General features: G+C 71.5%; 16 protein-coding genes and 2 pseudogenes. 12 read left to right on the top strand and 6 right to left on the bottom strand.

The genetic code is table 11. The features are described 5' to 3' along the window. Positions 1-20: 20 nt before the first annotated feature. Positions 21-608, bottom strand: a complete 588-nt coding sequence (locus RV986_RS46060; RefSeq protein WP_475923049.1) for an Rv1733c family protein — start codon at positions 606-608, stop codon at positions 21-23. Between the two features lie 213 nt (positions 609-821). On the opposite strand from RV986_RS46060, the gene RV986_RS46055 reads away from it, so the two are divergent. The 4 genes and pseudogenes from RV986_RS46055 (at position 822) to RV986_RS46040 (ending at position 5,138) form a co-directional block, all read left to right on the top strand. Beyond that, positions 822-1,964, top strand: coding sequence for a WD40/YVTN/BNR-like repeat-containing protein (locus RV986_RS46055; RefSeq protein WP_475923048.1), 1,143 nt, complete (start codon positions 822-824; stop codon positions 1,962-1,964). Positions 1,965-2,165: 201 nt separating this feature from the next. Beyond that, positions 2,166-2,450: a hypothetical protein gene (locus RV986_RS46050; protein ID WP_475923047.1), complete on the top strand. Its 285-nt coding sequence runs from the start codon at positions 2,166-2,168 to the stop codon at positions 2,448-2,450. 2 nt (positions 2,451-2,452) lie between these two features. Continuing rightward, positions 2,453-2,695, top strand: a pseudogene (locus RV986_RS46045) (serine hydrolase); the annotation flags it as partial. 151 nt (positions 2,696-2,846) lie between these two features. Further along, the gene (locus RV986_RS46040) at positions 2,847-5,138 is read left to right on the top strand and encodes an FUSC family protein (RefSeq protein WP_475923046.1); all 2,292 of its coding nucleotides are present in this window, start codon (positions 2,847-2,849) and stop codon (positions 5,136-5,138) included. Positions 5,139-5,202: 64 nt separating this feature from the next. On the opposite strand, the gene RV986_RS46035 is transcribed toward RV986_RS46040, so the two are convergent. After that, positions 5,203-5,859 (bottom strand): response regulator, encoded by a 657-nt coding sequence (locus RV986_RS46035; protein WP_475923045.1) that lies wholly within the window; start codon positions 5,857-5,859, stop codon positions 5,203-5,205. Further along, entirely contained in the window at positions 5,859-8,213 is a 2,355-nt protein-coding gene (locus RV986_RS46030) for a sensor histidine kinase (protein ID WP_475923044.1), read from the bottom strand. Before RV986_RS46030 ends, RV986_RS46035 begins: the two co-directional genes overlap by 1 nt. Before the next feature lie 137 nt (positions 8,214-8,350). Here RV986_RS46030 and RV986_RS46025 point away from each other — a divergent pair, with 137 nt between their 5' ends. The 4 genes from RV986_RS46025 to RV986_RS46010 all read left to right on the top strand — a co-directional run bounded on the left by RV986_RS46025 (position 8,351) and on the right by RV986_RS46010 (position 11,861). Then, on the top strand, positions 8,351-9,334 hold the full coding sequence (locus RV986_RS46025; RefSeq protein ID WP_475923043.1) for a lysostaphin resistance A-like protein: 984 nt from the start codon (positions 8,351-8,353) through the stop codon (positions 9,332-9,334). Positions 9,335-9,363: 29 nt separating this feature from the next. Beyond that, positions 9,364-9,699, top strand: coding sequence for a PadR family transcriptional regulator (locus tag RV986_RS46020; protein WP_475923042.1), 336 nt, complete (start codon positions 9,364-9,366; stop codon positions 9,697-9,699). Continuing rightward, positions 9,696-10,586 (top strand): hypothetical protein, encoded by an 891-nt coding sequence (locus RV986_RS46015; RefSeq protein WP_475923041.1) that lies wholly within the window; start codon positions 9,696-9,698, stop codon positions 10,584-10,586. The genes RV986_RS46020 and RV986_RS46015 overlap by 4 nt, the downstream gene beginning before the upstream one ends. A gap of 318 nt (positions 10,587-10,904) precedes the next feature. Beyond that, complete coding sequence (locus RV986_RS46010) at positions 10,905-11,861, top strand: DUF4184 family protein (RefSeq protein WP_475923040.1); 957 nt, start codon at positions 10,905-10,907, stop codon at positions 11,859-11,861. A gap of 319 nt (positions 11,862-12,180) precedes the next feature. Here the strand turns inward: RV986_RS46010 and RV986_RS46005 are convergent, their stop codons facing one another. Then, positions 12,181-12,684: an RICIN domain-containing protein gene (locus RV986_RS46005; RefSeq protein WP_475923039.1), complete on the bottom strand. Its 504-nt coding sequence runs from the start codon at positions 12,682-12,684 to the stop codon at positions 12,181-12,183. 418 nt (positions 12,685-13,102) lie between these two features. Here RV986_RS46005 and RV986_RS46000 point away from each other — a divergent pair, with 418 nt between their 5' ends. After that, entirely contained in the window at positions 13,103-13,885 is a 783-nt protein-coding gene (locus tag RV986_RS46000) for a polysaccharide deacetylase family protein (protein ID WP_475923038.1), read from the top strand. Between the two features lie 95 nt (positions 13,886-13,980). Here RV986_RS46000 and RV986_RS45995 read toward each other — a convergent pair whose 3' ends face one another. Then, the gene (locus RV986_RS45995; protein ID WP_475923037.1) at positions 13,981-14,631 is read right to left on the bottom strand and encodes a TetR/AcrR family transcriptional regulator; all 651 of its coding nucleotides are present in this window, start codon (positions 14,629-14,631) and stop codon (positions 13,981-13,983) included. 69 nt (positions 14,632-14,700) lie between these two features. Between RV986_RS45995 and RV986_RS45990 the strand changes: the two genes are divergently transcribed. Beyond that, a complete protein-coding gene (locus RV986_RS45990) occupies positions 14,701-15,363 on the top strand; it encodes an O-methyltransferase (RefSeq protein ID WP_475923036.1) in 663 nt (220 codons plus the stop codon). A 188-nt stretch (positions 15,364-15,551) separates the two neighbouring features. On the opposite strand, the gene RV986_RS45985 is transcribed toward RV986_RS45990, so the two are convergent. Then, positions 15,552-16,697 carry an Lrp/AsnC family transcriptional regulator gene (locus RV986_RS45985; RefSeq protein WP_475923035.1) on the bottom strand — a complete coding sequence of 382 codons (1,146 nt, stop codon included), beginning with the start codon at positions 16,695-16,697 and terminating at the stop codon, positions 15,552-15,554. A 51-nt stretch (positions 16,698-16,748) separates the two neighbouring features. Between RV986_RS45985 and RV986_RS45980 the strand changes: the two genes are divergently transcribed. Together RV986_RS45980 and RV986_RS45975 are read left to right on the top strand one after the other, a co-directional pair. Further along, positions 16,749-18,038, top strand: coding sequence for a metal-dependent hydrolase family protein (locus RV986_RS45980; protein WP_475923034.1), 1,290 nt, complete (start codon positions 16,749-16,751; stop codon positions 18,036-18,038). Further along, a pseudogene (locus RV986_RS45975) lies at positions 18,038-19,123 on the top strand (AbgT family transporter); the annotation flags it as partial. The gene RV986_RS45980 and the pseudogene RV986_RS45975, both read left to right, overlap by 1 nt. Positions 19,124-19,156: the final 33 nt, after the last annotated feature.

The following is a 19,156-nucleotide window of genomic DNA, read 5'->3' as shown; positions in this document are numbered from 1 at the left end:
CAGAGAGCCCCGGCCCCCGCTCAGCCCGTCTTCCGCCCCCACAGGGGACCTATCCGCTGCCACTCCTCGTCCCACTGCGTCATGCGCCGCCGCTCCATCCGCCCGCGTACGAGCCGCCCGCCCACGAAGGGGACACCCGCGACGCCCACGCCCACCAGGACCCCCACCAGCGAGGCGCGCAGCCGGGCCTGGGACGGGGTGGCGGGCTTGGTGACGAGCCGGCCGTCCGGATCCGTCCACACGGTGACCGGGGTGCCCGCGGGGCTGCCGACGGACACCCGTGCCTGGCCCGCGTGCGGCGAGCCGTCCGCCGCGGTCCAGTGGACCTTCGCCCAGACCATGTCGGCGCCGGTCGCCGACGCCGTCGACTTGGGCACGTCGGCGTCGAGCAACGCCAGGACGGCGTGCCACTCGACCCGCTGCCGGGCGAGGCCGTCCTCCACGGACTGCGTCGCCAGCAGACCGGTGAACACCCCACCGAGCACGGTGAGCGCCCAGGCGACGAGAACGATCCAGGCCTCCAGGGCGTCACTGCGACGCCTCAGCGGATTGCGCCGCCACCGCCACAACCACACCTTCGGAACCTTCGGACCACGGAATGCCGCCATCAATGGCATCCTCCTCACGACCGCACGGACATGCCACATCGCCCTCCCATACGGGATCGGTCCCTCCGATACTCACAACGAGTCCGGCGACTCATGCGTTCCATGCGTTCCGCCGCCCCGCGCCCGTGGTCGCGCGGACCGCGCACAGTGGCTGCCGAAGATCGACGCCACCGCCCTGACCTGTGGAAACGCCGCAGTCAGGGGAGAGTGTCAGTGCCGGGGTGCAGACTGGCCGGTGTCTGGGACAACGACGTCGCGGAGGTGGTCGCAATGGCCGAGGTGCTGCTCACCGTAGGTACACGCAAGGGGCTCTTCATCGGGCGGCGGCGCGCAGGCGCCTGGGAGTTCGACGAGAGTCCGTACTTCAACGCACAGGCCGTGTACTCGGTGGCGATCGACACCCGCGGCGAGACACCCCGGCTGCTGGCCGGAGGGGACAGCGCGCACTGGGGCCCGTCCGTCTTCCACTCCGACGACCTCGGCCGGACCTGGACCGAACCGGCGCAGCCGGCCGTCAGGTTTCCCAAGGACACCGAGGCTTCGCTGGAGCGGGTGTGGCAGCTGCACCCGGCGGCGGCCGAACCGGACGTGGTGTACGCGGGCACGGAACCGGCCGCGCTGTACCGCTCCGAGGACCGTGGCGAGTCCTTCGAGCTGGTCCGCCCCCTGTGGGAGCATCCCACCCGGTCGCGGTGGGTGCCGGGCGGCGGCGGGGAAGGGCTGCACACGGTCCTCACCGACCAGCGCGACCCCCAGGCCGTGACAGTCGCCGTGTCCACGGCGGGGGTGTTCCGTACGCACGACGGCGGCGCCAGCTGGACACCGTCCAACTCCGGTGTCTCCGCGGTGTTCCTGCCGGATCCGAACCCGGAGTTCGGTCAGTGCGTCCACAAGATCGCACAGGACGCGTCGAGCCCGGACCGGCTCTATCTGCAGAACCACTGGGGGGTGTACCGCAGCGACGACGCGGGCGGCCGATGGACCGACATCGGCGCGGACCTGCCCTCCACCTTCGGGTTCGCGGTGGCCGCGCACCCGCATCGCGGCAACACGGCGTATGTCTTCCCGATCAACGCCGACGCGGACCGGGTGCCGGCCGACCGGCGCTGTCGTGTCTTCCGCACGGCGGACGCGGGCACGACCTGGGAGCCGCTGACGGCCGGGCTGCCCGTGGAGGATCACTACGGCACGGTGCTGCGTGACGCGCTGTGCACGGACGACGCGGACCCGGCGGGCGTGTACTTCGGTAATCGCAACGGCGAGCTGTACGCGTCGGCGGACGACGGGGACAGCTGGCACCAGTTGGCCTCGCATCTGCCGGACGTGCTGTGCGTGCGCGCCGCGGTCGTCGACTGAGGCGCCCGGGCATGTCGTCACCTCACCGTTTCCGCTGATGGCGGGGCCTTCAGACATCCGTACCTCGACGCCTCGACACGGTGAGGATGGTAAAATTAGCGGCTTTTATATGGCGCATCTCCCCACATTGCGAACCGGCGCGGTCGCGATCGCTGGGTGCGAAGGCTGTGATGCCGACGATGAGGAATGGGCGCGCGAGGAATGGACGGCCCATCCGTACAGGTGTGCTCGCGTCGTGCTGCGCCCTCCCCCGGGCGGTCGGCGCTGAAGCCCATTGATCCGGCGGCGTTGCGGGCGGCCGTGGACTCCGCCGCCAAGAAGCTGCTCGTTTCCGGCGCAATGGTGCTGGTGCGCACCCCGCAGGGCACCTTCGAGGCGGGGGTCGGCACCACCGAGCTGGGCGGGCGAACAGCGCCGGACGCGAGTACTCATTTCCGGATCGCCTCCAACACGAAGACCATGACATCGGCGCTGATCGCCTGTTGAAGATGTGCAGCGGGCTCTACCACTACACGGACGCGCCCGAATTGGCGGCGCGTCCGGACGCCGACCCGGCCAAGGCGTGGACCCCGCGGGAGCTGTTGACCATCGCATTCCGGCACCCACCTGAGTTTCCGCCCGACACGGCCTACGACTACAGCAACACCAACTACGCGCTGCTGGGTCTGACAGCAGAGAAGGCCGGCGGGCGCCCCTTGGCCCAGCAGTTCCGGGACCGGCTGTTCGGCCCGCTCGGGCTGCGGCGGACCTCGCTCCCCCGCTCCCGACGACACCTCCATGCCGGCCCCCACCGCCACGCGGTAGTGCGATGCTGTCCTGCGTCGCGAGAGACGTCACACTCGGGTGAGGCGGACGATCTGTCCACAGGAGGTGTGCGGGCACGTGCGGACATCCGGCGGCATCCGGCTCGGGCCGGTCGTAGCGTGGCTGCGCGACCACGATCCCGAGTTCGCGGCGACCAGACGTGCCGGGCGCACGGCGATCGTGATGCCCGCCCTGTTCGCGCTCTGCAGCCAGGTCATCGGCTCGCCGACGATGGCGACCTTCGCCGCGTTCGGTTCGTTCTCGATGCTGCTGCTCGTGGATTTCACCGGCCCGATCGTGCAACGGCTGCGGGCCCACCTCGGACTCGCGGTGGCCTGGGCCGTCCTGATCTGTCTGGGCACGCTCGTGGCCGACGACACCTGGCTCTCGGTCGCCGTCATGGTCGTCATCGGTTTCCTGGTGCTGTTCTCCGGCGTGGTCAGCTCCGTCCTCGCGGGCGCCTCGACCGCCCTGCTGCTGGCCTTCATCCTCCCGGTGACCTCGCCCGTCCCGTTCGCGGAGCTTCCCGAGCGGCTCGCGGGAGCGGGCCTCGCGGCGGTCGCCGCCATGCTCGCGATCACCCTGCTGTGGCCCCGCCCCACCGCGGACCCGCTCAGCGCGCCGGCCGCCCGGGTCTGCCGCGCGGCCGCCGAGCAGCTGCGCACCGACGCGTCCCTTCTGGCCGGCGGACCGGGCGCGCCGAGCACCGGGCACTGCCGTACGACGGCCGACGAGGCCGCCGCCGCGGCGGCCGACCTGCGGACCGTCTTCGACGCCACCCCCTACCGTCCCACCGGCCTGTCCACCGGCTCACGCGCCCTCGTCCGGCTGGTCGACGAACTGACCTGGCTCAGCAGCATCCTGGCCGACAGCGCGCCCCCTCCCGGCGACCGCCCGGCCTGCGACGCCGACGCCCATTTCGTACGCCGGGCAGCCGCCACCGTGCTCGACGAGGCGGCCGCTCTGCTCGACACCCCGCGCGGCTCGCCGGACCGGTTGCGCGCCGCCTCGGAGAACCTGAGTACGGCCATGGCCGACATGGAGCGCAACGCCACCACCCGGCTGCCCGTGCACCAGGGCGGAGCCGGTACGCCGGCGCGGGTGCACCCCGTCATCGGGGCCCTGGACCTGTCGTTCCGCGCACAGGAGCTGGGTTTCGCGACGCTGCAGATCGCACGCAACGTGGACCTGGCCGCGGCCGCCGACCGCCGTGGCTGGCTCGACCATCTGCTGGGCCGCGATCCCGGTGCCGTGACCCAACCCCTGGCGGCGGCGCGCGAGCGGGCCGCCGCCCACCTTCAGCCGCAGTCCGTCTGGCTGCACAACAGCCTGCGGGGAGCCGTCGGCCTGGGCATCGCCGTCGCCCTCGCCAACGTGACCAGCGTCCAGCACTCGTTCTGGGTGCTCCTGGGAACCCTGTCGGTGCTGCGCTCGAACGCCCTCAACACCGGGCAGAACGCGGTCCGCGCCCTGGGCGGCACCCTCGCGGGTTCGATCATCGGCACCGGACTGCTGCAGCTCATCGGCGACCACGGCACCGCGCTCTGGTTCCTGCTGCCGCTCGCCGTGCTCCTCGCCGGCATCGCCCCCGCCGCCATCTCCTTCGCCGCCGGTCAGGCGTCCTTCACCATCACCCTCGTCATCCTGTTCAACATCGGTCAGAACCCCGACTGGCACATCGTGCTGCTACGGATCCAGGACATCGCCATCGGCTGCGCGGTGAGTGTGGTGGTGGGCCTGTTCTTCTGGCCGCGCGGCGCCACGGCGGCCGTCGACCGGGCACTCGCCGAGGCGTACACCGACAGCGCCCGTTATCTGGCGGGCGCCGTGGAGTACGCCATCGGCCGCTGCGGCACCAGGCCCGTGTCGGCCGAGGTCGCGCTGCAGGAGGGTGTCGAAGCGGCCGCCGCCGCGCGCAGGCTCGACGACGCCTTCCGCAGCTATCTGGCCGAACGCGGTGCCAAACCGATGCCCCTGGCCGACATGACCACCCTGGTCACCGGCATCGTGGGGCTGCGTCTCGCGGCGGACGCGGTGCTGGGGCTGTGGCAGCGCGCCGGCAAGCTGGACAGCGAGCCGAACCGGGCCGAGGCCGGCCTCGTTCTGCTGGGCGCCGCCGGGCGGGTCTCCGGCTGGTACCGGGATCTGGCCGCCGGCCTGGGCCGGCACGGCGTCGTCCGGGATCCGCTGCCGCGCAACCCCGCGAACGAGGCACAGCTGGTCGATTCCCTGCGCCGCGACCTCAGCGACGAGTACGGGCAGGCCACGGACACGGCCGTCCGCATGATCTGGACCGCCGACCATCTCGACGCCGCCCGCCGTCTCCAGCCGAGCCTGGCCGCCGCGGCGAGGCCGAGCAGGCCGTCCTGACCCAGGGTCCTGGCCCAGGGCGGCGCACCGGCCTCGGACGCAAGCCCGGTCGGCCGGTCCCGGGTCAGGGGGCCGGTGTGCCGCGCGGGCGGATCAGGCCGCTCTCGTAGGCCAGGATCGTGGCCTGTACCCGGTCGCGGAGCCCGAGTTTGGACAGCAGCGCGTTGACGTGGGTCTTCACGGTGCCGGTGGTCACGCCGAGTTCCGCTCCGATCTCGGCGTTGGTCAGTCCGGAGGCGATCTGGAGCAGCACCTCCCCTTCCCGTCGGGTGAGCCCGGTCAGGGCGCCGGTGACGGAGGGCGGCTGTGGGGCGCCCTGGGCGAAGGTGTCGATCAGACGGCGTGTGACGGCCGGGGCCAGGATGCCGTCACCGGCGGCGACGACGCGGATGGCGGACAGCAGTTCCTCGGGCTGGGCGTCCTTGAGCAGGAAGCCCGACGATCCGGCGCGCAACGCGTCGTAGACGTAGGCGTCGAGGTCGAAGGTGGTGAGCACGAGTACGCGTGGCGGTTTTTCGCCGGCGGTGATGAGGCGGGTCGCGGTGAGCCCGTCCATGCCGGGCATCCTGATGTCCATGAGGACCAGGTCGGGCTCGGCGGTGGCGACGAGCGACACCGCCGACGCTCCGTCACCGGCCTCGCCGACGACGGTCAGATCGGGTTCGGCGTCCACGATGGCGGCGAATCCGGCGCGGACCACGGCCTGGTCGTCGACGACCATCACGCGTATGGCGACGGGGACACCTCCTGGACGGGGGCCGGACGCGGTCCGGCCGGCAGCGACACCCGTACCGTACCGGCCGGTTCGAGGGTGATGCGTCCTTCTCCCGTGGCGACCTGCACGCGCAGACGTTCCGCGACCGGGCCGACGACGGCGAGCCGTACGCCCGAGACCGTGAGATGCAGGGCGCTGCGACGCCGGCGCAGCGTGACCCGGGCCGGTCCGCGGTCACCGGCGCCGAGGGCCGTCTCCACGATCCGGTACGTCGACAGTGCCACCGCGGGCGACAGGTCCGCGGCGGCTTCGGGCAGGCCTCTCAGCGTCACGTCCCGGCCGGTCGAACGCAGGGTGTGGCACAGCGCCTCGAGGTCGGCGGCGGTGCGAGAGGGAGCGAGCCGCTGTCCGGGATCCTCCGTCCCGCCCAGGCTGTGCAGTAGTTCACGCATGGCGGTGAGCGCCGAGCGGGCTTCGGCCGCCACCTCGTCCAGCCGCCCCTGGCGGGCCAGTTCGACGAGCGTCGCCGTGCGGTGCAGCACGGCGTCCTGCACCTTCGCCGCCAGCCGGCGCCGTTCGGCGTCCGCCGCCCTTTCGGCCTGCCACACCGAGTCGGCGAGCTCGAAGTCGTCGTGAGCCAGGACGCGTCGGCGTCGGCGCCTCACGGCCAGGCCCGCGCCCCAGAGCAGGGCGAACAACGGGCACAGCACCGCGCACAGCAACACGGTCATCAGCGCGGCGGAGAACCACGAGGCGTCCTCGCCCGCCAGTGCTCCGTCCGCGGCTGCCGTCACCGTCAGCACGCTCGCTACCCCAACCGTGGCCACGGGCACCGCGGGCCAGGTCCGGGCGGGGCCACGGCCGTAGCCCGCCACCGCGTACACGGCCGCCGTCTCCGCGAGCACTCCCCCGGCGAGGAAGGGCGACAACCGTGGTGACACGGCGGCCCCCGCGACAGCCACGGGCCACAGCCACGCCGTGGCCAACACCCCGGTGAGCGCGGCCCACGGGGCGCGCCGGCGCCACAGCAGCGGCAGTGCGTGGAGGGCCAGCAACGCGGACAGTACGAGCATGCCCGGCAGTCCGGCGCGTCGGCTGCCCTCCGTCCAGTCCTCCGCGGCGGCGAGGGCGACGAACAGCGGAAGCACCGTGGCGGTGAAGGCGAGGGCGGGGTCCGCCAGCCGCTGCTCCCGCAGGACGTCACGCCTCCACCCGTGGGCGGCGGGAGTGCGCGGACCGGTGTTGTCGGGGAGCGTGGCCCGGACCCGCCAGCCTCCGGCGGGCCCGGGACCGGCGGTCAGTTCCCCGCCGGTCGCCGCCGCCCGTTCCTTCATGCCCAAGACACCGCGCCCCGCCCCCAGGTCGCCTGCGCCGTGGGTCGCGGGGGCTCGCGGTGCGGCGTTGTCCACGGTCAGTTCCAGCAGCCCGTTCGCGCGCCGGACATCCACGCGTACGGCCGCGCCGGGGGCGTGGCGCAGCGCGTTCGTGAGGGCTTCCCGGACGATGCCGTGAACCGCCTCGGCTGCCGGGCCCGCCAGGTCGTCGGGGATCTCCATGGCGACCGTGGGCCCCAACCGGCCGAATCCCGCGACGAGTTCCTCGATGCGCCCCGTCATCGGCCGGAGGCCGGGGCGGTCCGTGGCCCGCATCAGGCCGACCAGCTGTCGCAGGGCCGTCAGGGTCTCGGTGCCGGTCCGCTCGGCGAACGACCGTGCCTCGGCCGTCATTTCGGGTCTGCTGCCGCCGAGTCTGCGTGCGGCGTCCACGGTGACGACGACCGACGTCAGTTGGTGGGCGCTCACGTCGTGCAGTTCTCTCGCGAGTCGCTGACGCTCGTTGTCGCCGGCGCGCTGCCTGCTGTTCTCCGCCCCGGCGAGCCGCCGTGCGGCCGTCAGCCGTCCCGCGAGCCACTGCCGCCGTGCCTCGCCCAGACCGGCGCAGACCACGTAGACGACCGCGCTGATCGCCGTCTCGGACGCCAGCGAGGGGTGGAACCCCAGGCGGGCGAGGGACAGCAGCCATTCGGTGCCCACGGCGGCGGCGACGGCCCGGACCGTCACAGGTACGGGGCAACGGACCGCGACGGAGTACAGGGCGATCGGTGCACCCAGGCCGAAGTAGTAGTCCGGCGAGGCGACTTGGCCCAGAGCCAGGGCCCCGAGGGCCCCCGCCAGCGCCCGGACCGGTGCCTGTCGGCGTCGGCCGAGTGCGACCGTCTCCACGGCCAGCGCACACAGCACACCGACGATGCCGGCCGGCCCCGGCACCTCACCTCCGGTCAGGGCGGCTCCGGGCCACAGCCAGGCGACCTGACCGGCCGCGAGCAGCGCGGGGAGCAACCAGTTGCGTATCGTCTCCATGTCGCACATGAGCGTAGGGCGCTGTCCGGCTCCCGGGCACCTGCTCCGGAACGAGACTCTTCCCTACCCTGCGACAGAGACGCTGGTCCTGCCGACGGCCGATGCGGGAGGGCGCGCCCGCCCGGCAGGCTGCCGCCATGACGAATCCGCCGCTTCCCGAACAGCTCCCGTACCACCGGCTGGCCCATACGTCCCCACGTCACCGCTGGTGGCGGCCCTGCGTGGGAACCCTGTTCGTGGTCGCGGGGTGGATCGTCGCCGTGGGCGTGCTCGACGCCCTCTTCTCCGGTCTGGGCGATCTGTGGGGATACCCCGAAGGCCCGGACGGTTCCGTCGAGTTCGGTCCGGTCTCGGGCACAGCCGTCGACCTGCTGTTCATCGCGGCAGCCGTTCCGCTCGTCCTGCTGGCCGTGCGGTGGATCGGCCGGCGTCCGGCCGGCACGGTGTCGTCGGTCACCGGAGGACTGCGATGGCGCCGGCTGGGGTTGTACTCCCTGATCGCCCTGCCGGTGCTCGCCCTGACCACCGGCGTCATGCTCCTGCTGCCCGCCGACGACGGGGAACCGTTCCGCTGGGCAGGCTGGGATGTCTTCGGACCCGCGCTGGCCATGCTCGTCGTCCTGGTGCCGCTGCAGGCGGCCGCCGAGGAATACGTCTTTCGCGGCTGGCTGACGCAGGCCGTGGGCGCCTTCGTCCGCTCACCTTGGTCGGCGGTGGTGCCGCAGGCGGTTCTGTTCGCCGCCGCTCACGGCTGGGGCACACCTTGGGGCTTCGCCGAGCTCACCGTTTTCGGGGTCGTTGCCGGCCTGCTGACCGTGCGAACCGGCGGCCTGGAGGCGGCCATTGGGCTGCACGCCGTCAACAACCTCCTGGCCTTCGGCCTCTCGGCCGCCGTGGTCGACGGCCTGAAGAGCGACGAAACAGCGGCCGACGCGACGTGGCAGATCGTGACGGTCGATCTGGCGGGAGTCGCGCTGTACGCGATGGCTGTCCTGTGGCTCGCACGCCGCCGTCGGCTGCGCATGCGCAGTCGCCACGACTTGGACCTGACCGCCCAGGGGGTGGCGGTGCCCGGCCCACGCGCCTCCGAGGGCGAGACCGCCGTGGCTCCGGCCCGTTGAAGGTCCGCCGGGCGGAATACTCTGTTGGTATGAGCGAACGAGGAATGCAGGAGTTGGCGCTGCTGCTGCTGACGGCGCTGGCGAATGCCCCTCGGCACGGGTATGCCATTGCCCAGGAGGTCAAGACCATCACCGACGGCCGAGTGGCGCCGCGTACCGGGGCGCTCTACGGGGCGCTGGACAGGCTGCTGACGGAGGGTTTGATCCAGGTGGAGCGTGAGGAGGTGGTGGACGGCCGGGCTCGTCGGATCTTCGCTCTCACTCCCGCCGGGCGGAAGCGGCTGGAGGCCGAGGCGGACCGGCTGGCCGCGACCGTTCGGGAGGTCAGGCGGCGTCTGGCCGACGGCACGGCGTCGCCGGCGTGAGCGATCTCCTCGTCCGTCTGTATCCGGCTGCGTACCGGGCTGCCTACGGGCAGGAAATCATCGACGTGCACCGGGAGATGACGGCGGACCTGCCGCGTCCGGCCCGGCTGCGTGCGGACGCCGATCTGGCCGCGCACGCCCTACGGGTTCGGCTGCGGCTCGACTCGGCGTCGCCTGCGGGGCGTTTCTTCGCCCTGGCTGCCCCCTTCGCACTGGCGGGCGGTGCGGTGGACAGCGGGCTGCATCTGACGCGCTGGTACGCCGGGCTTGTTCTCTCGCCGGCCCCGGTACGGGTCCAGCTCTCCGCCATGGATGGTGCGTGGACCCTGTACATGCTGCTCTCACTGCTGGTGTGCGTCGGCGCGGTCATCGCCTTGACCGGCCGGTGGGGGCTGGGCGTGGGGGTGGCCGTGTGCGGGCTGCTGGGGACGGCCGTGCAGTGGGCCACCGGCGCACACGTGTACGACGACGGGGCCATCGCCCCGGTCGCGGCGTTGCTGACCGTCGCCGTCGTCCTCGCCTGCCCTCCGGATCGACGCGGTGACAGGCGACGGTCGGCGGCGGCCGGAGCCATGGCAGCCGTGGCGTGGTTTCCCGTCCTCGTCGTGAATGCAGGAACCTATACAGGGGCCTTCGGTGTGACCACGGACTACGGCGCCTGGCCGATGCTGGTCCTCGCCTTCACGGGGGCCGTCCTCGCCCTCCGCGCGCGTTCCTCGGGTCTGCGTGAGATGGGCGCGATGGCCGTGGCCTCTCCGCCGCTGGTCGCCTACTCCTACGCGACTGCCTGGGGCAATCTCTGGCCCGTCCTCGGCACCCTTCTCCTGCTGTCGGTCGTGGCCGCGCTCACCGCGTCCCTCCGGGCGGTGCGCCGCCACCGGCACTGACCCGGCCTCCCCTGTCCAGCCGCCGCCCGCTCCGGTCGGCGGCTTCGTCGTACCTTCAGGCGTCTTGCCCGGCCCGGCTTCCTCGCGCGGGCAGCGCGTCACCGAACCACGGTCACCGCGTCACCGCGTCACCGCGTCACCGCGTCACCGCACGATAGCCATAGTCCGTTGAAATGAATACTCTGTCTGGTGTTCTATCCGTGAGTGCTGCCTGGGCCAGGCCAGCCGGGCGATTTCGGACGCCCCGGGTGAAGGAGCGCCCTCCGGCGGCGCGCGGTGGCCCCGGCCGGCCTCGTCCCGGCAGAGAAGGTCATCGAGTTGCCGTTCACCTTGTCCCATCCCGCGGCAGTGCTGCCGCTGCTGCGTCAGCCGTTCGTTCCGGCCGCTCTGGTCGCGGGTGCCGTGGTACCCGACGTCCCGTACTTCCTGGACGCCCTCGGCATGTCCGAGTCCAGCCCCCAGGACTGGTACGGACCGCTCCTCAACGCCACCGAGACCCACTCGCCCGGTGGGGGCCCGGTCATCGACCTGCCCATTGCCCTCGGTTTGGTCGCCGCCTACTCGATGCTGCGCGCGCCCCTCACCGCACTGCTCCCGTCCGGCCTCCGCCTCCCGGAACCCGAGCGGACAACCGGCCCGCGGGCCAAGGCCCGGTACGCCATGTGGCTGCTGCTCTCGGCCCTGATCGGTATCGCCTCCCACCTGGCATGGGACTCCTTCACCCACGGCGACGGCTTCCTGGTCACCCATCTGCAGCCGCTGCGCGCCTCGGCACTGGGCGGCCTGACGGTCGCCCGGCTGCTGCAGTGCGCGAGCACCGCGTTCGGCCTGGCGGTGCTCGGCCGGCATCTTTGGCGCCGCCGGGGCCGTCTACGCACCCACGGCGGTACCGACACCGCTGCCCGCCTGGGTCCCGTCATGCGGTGGGGCGTGGTGACCGTGCTGGTCGTGACCCCCTTGTTGGGCGGCGCCCTGAAGGCGCACGACGACTTCAACGCCTACCGTCACGTGACCGAAGTGGACTACAGCCAACCGGCCACCGCCGAACTGGGCGGCGGCGCGAGCGCGACCACCTATCCCTCCAAAACGGTCCAGGCTCCGTGGGGCACCCTCGCCGAAGGCGTGTTGACCGGGGCCGCCAAGAGAGCGGGCGCCTCGTTCGCGGTCGCCCTGCTCCTGTACTCCGCCGCCTGGCAGATCGGCGGTATCTCGCGCCGGCCGGCGAAGACGTTCAGCCCCGCTCCCTCGCCGCAACCGACCCAGGACGGGAAGTGACGGCGCTCGGCAGACGGCAGCCGCGCCTCACAAACGGCCGGTGGGCTTCCTTGGTGCGTACGGCGGGTCGGCCTCCCTGCCGCGACACCGGTTTGCTGCTCGGGCCTCACCTGCGGCCCACGGCGACGATCGTCCGGCTGAAGCCCCACGGAGGCCTTCCGCCGCGAGGCGACCGCCCCCGTACGCCACAAGGTCCGACGCCGGACCACGCACGTCAGGTGCGCCATGAGCTCGCACCTGACGTGCTGGACACGTTGTCGCCGCCGTGCGTGGAGCGACAGCCCCGTTTCGGGCCGCGCGGGACGGACGGGGGCCGGGATCAGGAAGCCGGCATCCTCCAGTACTGCCAGGCGTTCGGGCCGCAGTTGCGGACGTTGATCCCGGCGTGCTCGTTCGGGTCACCGTTGTTCTGGATGCTCAGGCACTGGTTGTTGACCTCGGTGCGCAGCCAGTCGCCTTCCTTCCGCCAGCGCTGGTTGGCCAGTCCGTGGCAGTCTCCGACCACCTGGACCGCGGCGTTCAACTCGCCGTTCCGTACGTCGAGGCAGTGGAGTTCGGCGACGTTGCGCAGCTTGCCGCCCTCCCAGTACCAGAGCTGGTTGCCGGTGCCCCGGCAGGTCTGTACCTCGACGTTGTCGCCGTTGGAGGCCAGGCACTTGGCGTTCAGAGCGGTGCTGATCTGGAAGAACTCCGCCGCCTTCGCGACCGGGGCGGACGGGACGAGCGGGGCGCGGGCGGCCGCGTGGACGGGCGGCACCGAGGCGAGCAGGGGCAGGGCGGTCAGTGCGAGCGCGGGGAGACCGCGCACCAGGTTCTTGATCACGTATGTGGATCTAGCGGATTCCGGCCGCCCCTCGAAAGGTTGTGGGAGGACAACTCACCCGTCCGGAGGGGTGCGTTCACCGCAGAAACGATCAGCGGGCGGGCTCCGCGGCGACGTCTTCTTGCGCGGTTACACGCCGCCCGGGCCGGCCAGGTCGTGGTTCCGCCGGCGTCCGGCCACGCGGTCGTGGACGGGGTGATCGAGGAGTCTCCCTGTCGCGCCTGTCGTGCCTGTCGTGCCTGTTCTGCCTGTTCTGCCTGTCGTACCTGTCGTACCTGTCGTGGTGTCTTCGTCCAGTCTCCGGATCCCTGCGGAATCGTCCGTGATCGGTAACGGACGCATCCCCCGGCCGCGTTCCCCCGTCCTGACCGATGAACGAGATCCACCAGGACGACAACGAACAGAAAACGGGGCGGACATGGCGCGGCACGGCGGACGAGGATGGCATGGCCGAGTGCTCACGGCGGCGGTCGCGGTGACAGCGGTGGCCGCGGCCACCTCGGTGTACACCGCACAGGCCAACCCCTCCGGAGAAGCACACACACCGTCGGGCAGCCCTGCGCACTCCGCCGCACCGAACACTCCCGACCGCACCCCCGTAGCCGTCGGCATCGCCCACGCCTCGGACCACGGCCCCCGGGGTGTCAACATCACCATCGACGACGGGCCGGACCCCACCTGGACACCACAAATGCTCCAAGTCCTGCGCGACAACGGTGTGAAAGCCACCTTCTGCATGGTCGGCACCCAAGCCAAGGCGCACCCCGACCTCGTCAAGGCAGTCGTGGCAGCCGGACACCGGCTCTGCGACCACACCGTCTCCCACGACACCACCATGGACACCAAACCCGATACCTACCAGGCACAGCAGATCCTCGACGCCGAGCGCATGATCACCGAAGCCTCCGGAGGCACCCCACCGCTCTACTACCGTGCCCCGGGCGGCGCCTTCACCCCCTACAGCCGACACCTCGCCGCCGGCCACGGCATGCGCCCCCTCGGCTGGAACGTCGACTCCAAGGACTTCGAACGCCCCGGCGCCCAGGCCATCGTCACCACCGTCAAGAGCGAAGTCCCCAACGGCCCCACCCTGCTCTTCCACGACGCCGGCGGGGACCGCTCCCAGACCGTCACCGCCGTACGCCAGATCCTGCCCTGGCTCAAGGAGCAGGGATACTCGTTCGGCTTCCCCGTCCGCTGAGCAGCGCACGCGATGCTCGGCAGGCCGATCGCGTCGCGGTGAGACACCTGTGGTCCCGTGCGGTCTCGGCGCGGGCCGTCCGGACGACGCCAAAGTCAGGGCTGCGCCCGCGCCGGCAGCCCGTGCCGGTGGAGGAACGCGGCGACGAGCGCGTCGGTGAACGCGTGGCCGATCGGCTCGTCGGTCACCAGCGCACGGTAGTAGAGAGGGCCCACGAGTTGGTCCGTCTCGGCCGCGAGGTCGAGGCCGGCGGGCAACTGATCCCTCAGCGCGGCGCGTTCCAGCGGCAGACGGTCGCGGTCGCGTTGCACGTCAAGACATCTGGTCCGGAAGTCCTGGGCGAACGCCGGATCGTGCTGGGCCTGGGCGATCAGGGCCTTGAAGACGGCGCCGGAGTCGGATTCGCAGAGGAACCACGCCAGTTGGCGCAGATAGGCGCGCAGGTCGCGTGCGACGTCTCCGGAATCGGGTGGCGTCAGGTCCTCGGTCGCGTCCTGGAGGAAGGCGTCCATCAGGACGTCTGTCTTGGTGTTCCACCAGCGGTAGATGGTCTGCTTGGCCACGCCGGCCTTCGTGGCGATGCCCTCCATCGTGACGCCGGAGAAGCCCTTTTCGACGAGCAGGTCGTCGACCGCCTCCAGTACCGCCGTCCGGGCCTGTTCGCTGCGCCCGTGCCGGTTTCCGTGGTGACGCCGTCCCGATCCGCCGATGTCGCTCGCCTCGGCAGCGTGTGTCGCAGGTGTCATCTCGCCTCCTCCTTGGTTCAGGATATTCCCCTCTAGAATTGACGCAACGTTGCGTCTACTCTAGCGCCCATGACACACACTCATACGCTCGCCGCTCCCCAAGTCGAGGCGGCCCTCAGCCACATGTTCGAGCGAGCCCAGCAGGACGACGCGACAGCCGCACGCGTCGACGCGGAGCTGCCCGGCGGGTTCGCGCCGCTGTCACCCCGGGAGCAGGCCGACGCCGCGGCGCAGATCTACATGCCGATCTCCGCCGCGGGCGGAGAACTGCTCTACAACCTGGTCCGGGCCGTCCGGCCGACCACGGTCGTCGAGTTCGGCATGTCCTTCGGGATCTCCACGCTGTACCTGGCCGCGGCCGTGCGGGACAACGGCGCCGGACACGTCATCACCACGGAACTCAGCAAGGAAAAGATCGCCTCGGCGCGCCGGACCTTCGCCGAGACCGGCCTGGACGACCTGATCACCGTGCTGGAAGGAGACGCCCGCGAAACCCTCTCCGGCCTCGACGGCCCCGCCGACTTCGTGCTGCTGGACGGCTGGAAGGACCTGTGCCTGCCCGTACTGCGGCTCCTGGAGCCGCAGTTGCAGCCCGGCACACTCGTCGTGGCCGACGACGTCGACCTGAGCAATCTGCAGCCGTATCTCGACTACGTACGCGACCCACAGAACGGCTATCAGAGCGTGACCTTCCCCGTCGAGGACGGCATGGAGATCAGCTGCCGCCTCTGAACCATGCGGAGGCGATCGCGGACGCCCCGAGGGACACCCTTGTCCGGATCTTCTCGACGGCCCGCGCCGGAATCTGTGCGACCCCTGTCACAACACTGTGTCGACCGTCGCGCGGGCGCGAACGGGTCCACGGGTACGGCTACAGGTCCGGGTACGGCCTGCCCGCGGCGCGCGTCCGGCGGGCAGGCCTATACCGACAACGGATGGGTGACGCCCGGACGCGAGCCCTGTGGAAGGCCCAGCGGGACGACGCCCACACAGTGGCCGTCCCTGTCCAGCAGCCGGCCCATGTGTTTGACCGTGCGCAGCACGACCGACCGGTCGCCGATGGTCAGGCGCGGCAGCTGGCGCGACAGATGGGCCTCGAAGGCGTGCACGTCGGCCAGCACACGCAACCAGACGTCGATCACCAGGTTGTGGGGCCCCGCCGTGATCGCGCACGACCGGACCTCGCGTATGCCGGTCAGCACGCGGCTCGTCTCCTCCAGGTACTGACCCGGTACGGACGCGAAGTACACCGCGGACAGCGGCCACCCGGAGAGCGGCCGGGCCAGGTCGCAGCGCAGGCTCACCCCCGACGCGAGCAGCGTCTGAAGCCTGCGGCGCACCGTCGTCAGACCCGCGTCGGTCGCGGCCGCCAGCTCACGCAGGGACATCCGGCCGTCGGTGCTCAGCAGTTCCACGAGCCGTGTGTCCAGGGCGTCCCACCCCACCGTGGCCTCGCCCGTGGTCGGAGCGGGCACGGGCATGGCCGCCTCGATCCGCGCGCACTGGGCGGCGTCCAGGCTGCGCAGCCTCCAGCGGCTGCCTTCGGTGGGCACGCCCGTGGACACGTGGGTGCGGGTGGCCCGTACCCCCGGCGTTCCCTGGAACAGCAGCGTGGTGAGGCGGGCCAGTCCGTTCAGGTCCCGGGCCTGCACCGTGGCCACCAGGTCCCGTCCGCCCGCCATGAGCTTGACGTTCGCCACCGTCGGGACGGCCGCGAGTACATGGGCCACGTCCTCCGCGGCACCGGGCTCCGTGTCGACCTCGACGACCCCGCTCACCACGATCCGGGAGTCGGAGAGGCGTGGATAGGCCGTCACCCACGCCAGACCGGCCTCCTCCAGCCGCTGCCAGCGTCGCGCCGCCGTGACGGGGTTGACGCCGAGCACGTCACCGACGAGCGTCCAGGAGGCTCTGGGGCGGATCTGGAGCGCGTGCACAACGGCCCGGTCGAGTTCGTCCAGCCCCAGCGCGGCAAATTCCTGCGATTCTCCGGGCGGCGTATTCCTGCGCGTCTCGTGTGAATCGCAGCCGAATCCTGCACCGTCACACGGAGTTTTCTTGCGCATTCCACACTCCATTCGCCTGTTCTCGATATCGGAGGAGTGATCCCGCCCACTATGACGGATGCCACGACACAAGAGATCGTCAGGACCGCGCTGCGTATCCACAACGCCCGGCTCATCGACGGCACGGGCGCAGCGCCCGTGGACGACGCCGTCGTCGTCACCGATGCCGGGGGAAACATCGTCTACGCCGGACCCGCCGCCACGGCGCCCCCGGCGTCCGGCGACACCGAGTCGGTACGGACCGTCGACGCCGGCGGGCGTACCGTACTGCCCGGCTTCTTCGACTGTCACGTACACCTTGCGTACGCGCAAGGCTCGCCGCCCGGTCGCCGCGGTGAACTCGACCCGGTCCTGGTCACCCTGGACACGGTCGCGCGGCTGCGGCAGACCCTGGATGCGGGCATCACGACCGCGCGTGACCTGGGCGGTCTGTCCGTGGGCTACCGCACCGCCGTCGAGAGCCGCCGGATCGTGGGTCCACGGCTGCACACGGCCGTACGGATCATCAGCCACACCGGCGGCCATGCCGATGTACGGCTGCCCGACGGCACGGACCTGAGCGCGGGGATGTCCGAGATCGCGGACACGGTGGACGAGTCCCGCCTCGCCGTGCGCCGGGTGCTGCGCGAAGGCGCCGATCTCGTCAAGATCTGCGCCACGGGCGGTATGGGCAGCCCCTATGACCAGCCCGACGACGAGGGCCTGTTGGAGGAGGAGATCCGGGCTGTCGTGGACGAGGCACGGCGCCACGGCGGCAAGCGGGTCGCCGCCCACGCCCAGGGCAACGCGGGCATCCTCAACGCGATCCGTGGCGGTGTCACCAGCATCGAGCACGGCTACGGCCTGGACGACCGGGCGCTGGAGATGGCGGGCGAGCGCGGCGTCTTCGTCGTACCGACCCTGTCGACGGTGTACGCGGGCATCAACAAGGACACGATGCCGGACTACCACTACCAGAAGAAGGTCCGCTGGTCCGGCATCACCAAGAAGAACATCGCCCGCGCCATCGAGTACGGTGCCCGCATCGCGCTCGGCACCGACGCCGCCGTCGGCCCGCACGGTGTGAACCTGATGGAACTCAGCTACCTGGTGGACCTGGGCATGGACCCCATGGCCGCGATCGTCGCCGGCACGCGTACCTCGGCCGAACTGCTCGGGGTCGCCGACCGGCTCGGCACGCTGGCACCCGGCCGCGCCGCGGACCTGATCGTCTGCGACGGTGACCCGCTCGCGGACATCGGTGTCCTCGGCGATCCCGCGAACATCGTCTGCGTCGTCCAGGACGGCGTGGTGCGCAAGGACCTGCTGCTCCCAGCGGCCCCGACCGGAAGGCAGTCCTGATGTCGTCACTGACCAGCCTCCCCACTCCGGACAGCAAGTACCCGGACGGTCGGCGCCCCGGGGGCCTCGACCGGGTGCTCGCCCTGATCGAGCGGGCGGGCAACGCCCTCCCCAACCCGATCGTCCTGTTCGCCGGACTGTTCATCCTGCTGGGCCTGGTCTCCACCGCCCTCGCCCTGGGCGACATCTCCGTCGCCGTCCCCGGCACCCAGGACACCAAGCCGGTCAGCGGGCTGTTCACCGGCGAGGGACTGCGCTGGCTGGTGGAGAACCTGATACCCAACTTCGCCACGTTCCCGCCGATCGGCGCCGTACTGGTCCTGATCATGGTGGTGGGGCTCGCGGAGAGGACCGGCCTGCTGGAGACCGTGATGCGGGCCACCCTCGCCCGGGTGCCACGCGCCGTGCTCCCGTACGCGGTGGCGCTCATCGCCAGCCAGGCGCACATGATGAGCGACGTGGGCGCGATCGTGCTCCCCCCGCTGGCGGCCATGGTGTTCAAGAGCGCCGGGCGCCATCCGGTCGCGGGTCTCATCGGCGGCTTCGCCTGCGTCACCGCCGGGTACGCCGCCGGTTTCACCGTCGGCTCGCTCGACGCCCTGTACGTCGGTATCACCCAGCAGGCCGCCTCGGTGCTTCCGGCCGCCGCCGGGCTGCACATCCATCTGCTGATCAACTACTTCTTCACCGCGTCGAGCAGCATCGTCCTCGCGCTGCTCGGCGGGTTCCTCATCAGCCGCGTCCTGGAACCTCGGCTGGGCCCGTACGAGGGGACGTACGAGCCGGCCGAGGGCGAGGACCGGCAGGAGGATCTCGCCCTCACCCCGGTACAGCGCCGGGGACTGCTGGCCACCGGGTTCGTCGTCACCCTCTATCTGGGCGGGGTCCTCGCCCTCTGGCTGCCGTCCGGCGCACCGCTGCGCGGGGAGGGCGGAGCCTTCGTGCCCTCGCCGGTGCTCACCGGAATCGTCCCGGTGCTCTTCGGCGTCTTCCTGCTGGCCGGGCTCACCTACGGCTTCACGGTCAAGACGCTCACCGGCACCGAGGACGTGGTCACCGCCGTGACCGACTCGGTGAAGAGCATGTCCGGCTACATCGTCATGATGTTCGTCGCCGCG

This window comes from Streptomyces sp. RLA012 (genome assembly GCF_056270325.1).
This window is presented reverse-complemented; position numbering and strand designations above follow the sequence as displayed.

Coding starts and splice junctions, on each gene's coding strand:
- RV986_RS46060 (WP_475923049.1), bottom strand. CDS start 608: ATGGCGGCATTCCGTGGTCCGAAGGTTCCGAAGGTGTGGTTGTGGCGG.
- RV986_RS46050 (WP_475923047.1), top strand. CDS start 2,166: ATGGACGGCCCATCCGTACAGGTGTGCTCGCGTCGTGCTGCGCCCTCC.
- RV986_RS45990 (WP_475923036.1), top strand. CDS start 14,701: ATGACACACACTCATACGCTCGCCGCTCCCCAAGTCGAGGCGGCCCTC.
- RV986_RS45995 (WP_475923037.1), bottom strand. CDS start 14,631: ATGACACCTGCGACACACGCTGCCGAGGCGAGCGACATCGGCGGATCG.
- RV986_RS46000 (WP_475923038.1), top strand. CDS start 13,103: ATGGCGCGGCACGGCGGACGAGGATGGCATGGCCGAGTGCTCACGGCG.
- RV986_RS46025 (WP_475923043.1), top strand. CDS start 8,351: ATGACGAATCCGCCGCTTCCCGAACAGCTCCCGTACCACCGGCTGGCC.
- RV986_RS46035 (WP_475923045.1), bottom strand. CDS start 5,859: ATGGTCGTCGACGACCAGGCCGTGGTCCGCGCCGGATTCGCCGCCATC.
- RV986_RS46020 (WP_475923042.1), top strand. CDS start 9,364: ATGAGCGAACGAGGAATGCAGGAGTTGGCGCTGCTGCTGCTGACGGCG.
- RV986_RS45980 (WP_475923034.1), top strand. CDS start 16,749: ATGACGGATGCCACGACACAAGAGATCGTCAGGACCGCGCTGCGTATC.
- RV986_RS46030 (WP_475923044.1), bottom strand. CDS start 8,213: ATGGAGACGATACGCAACTGGTTGCTCCCCGCGCTGCTCGCGGCCGGT.
- RV986_RS45985 (WP_475923035.1), bottom strand. CDS start 16,697: ATGCGCAAGAAAACTCCGTGTGACGGTGCAGGATTCGGCTGCGATTCA.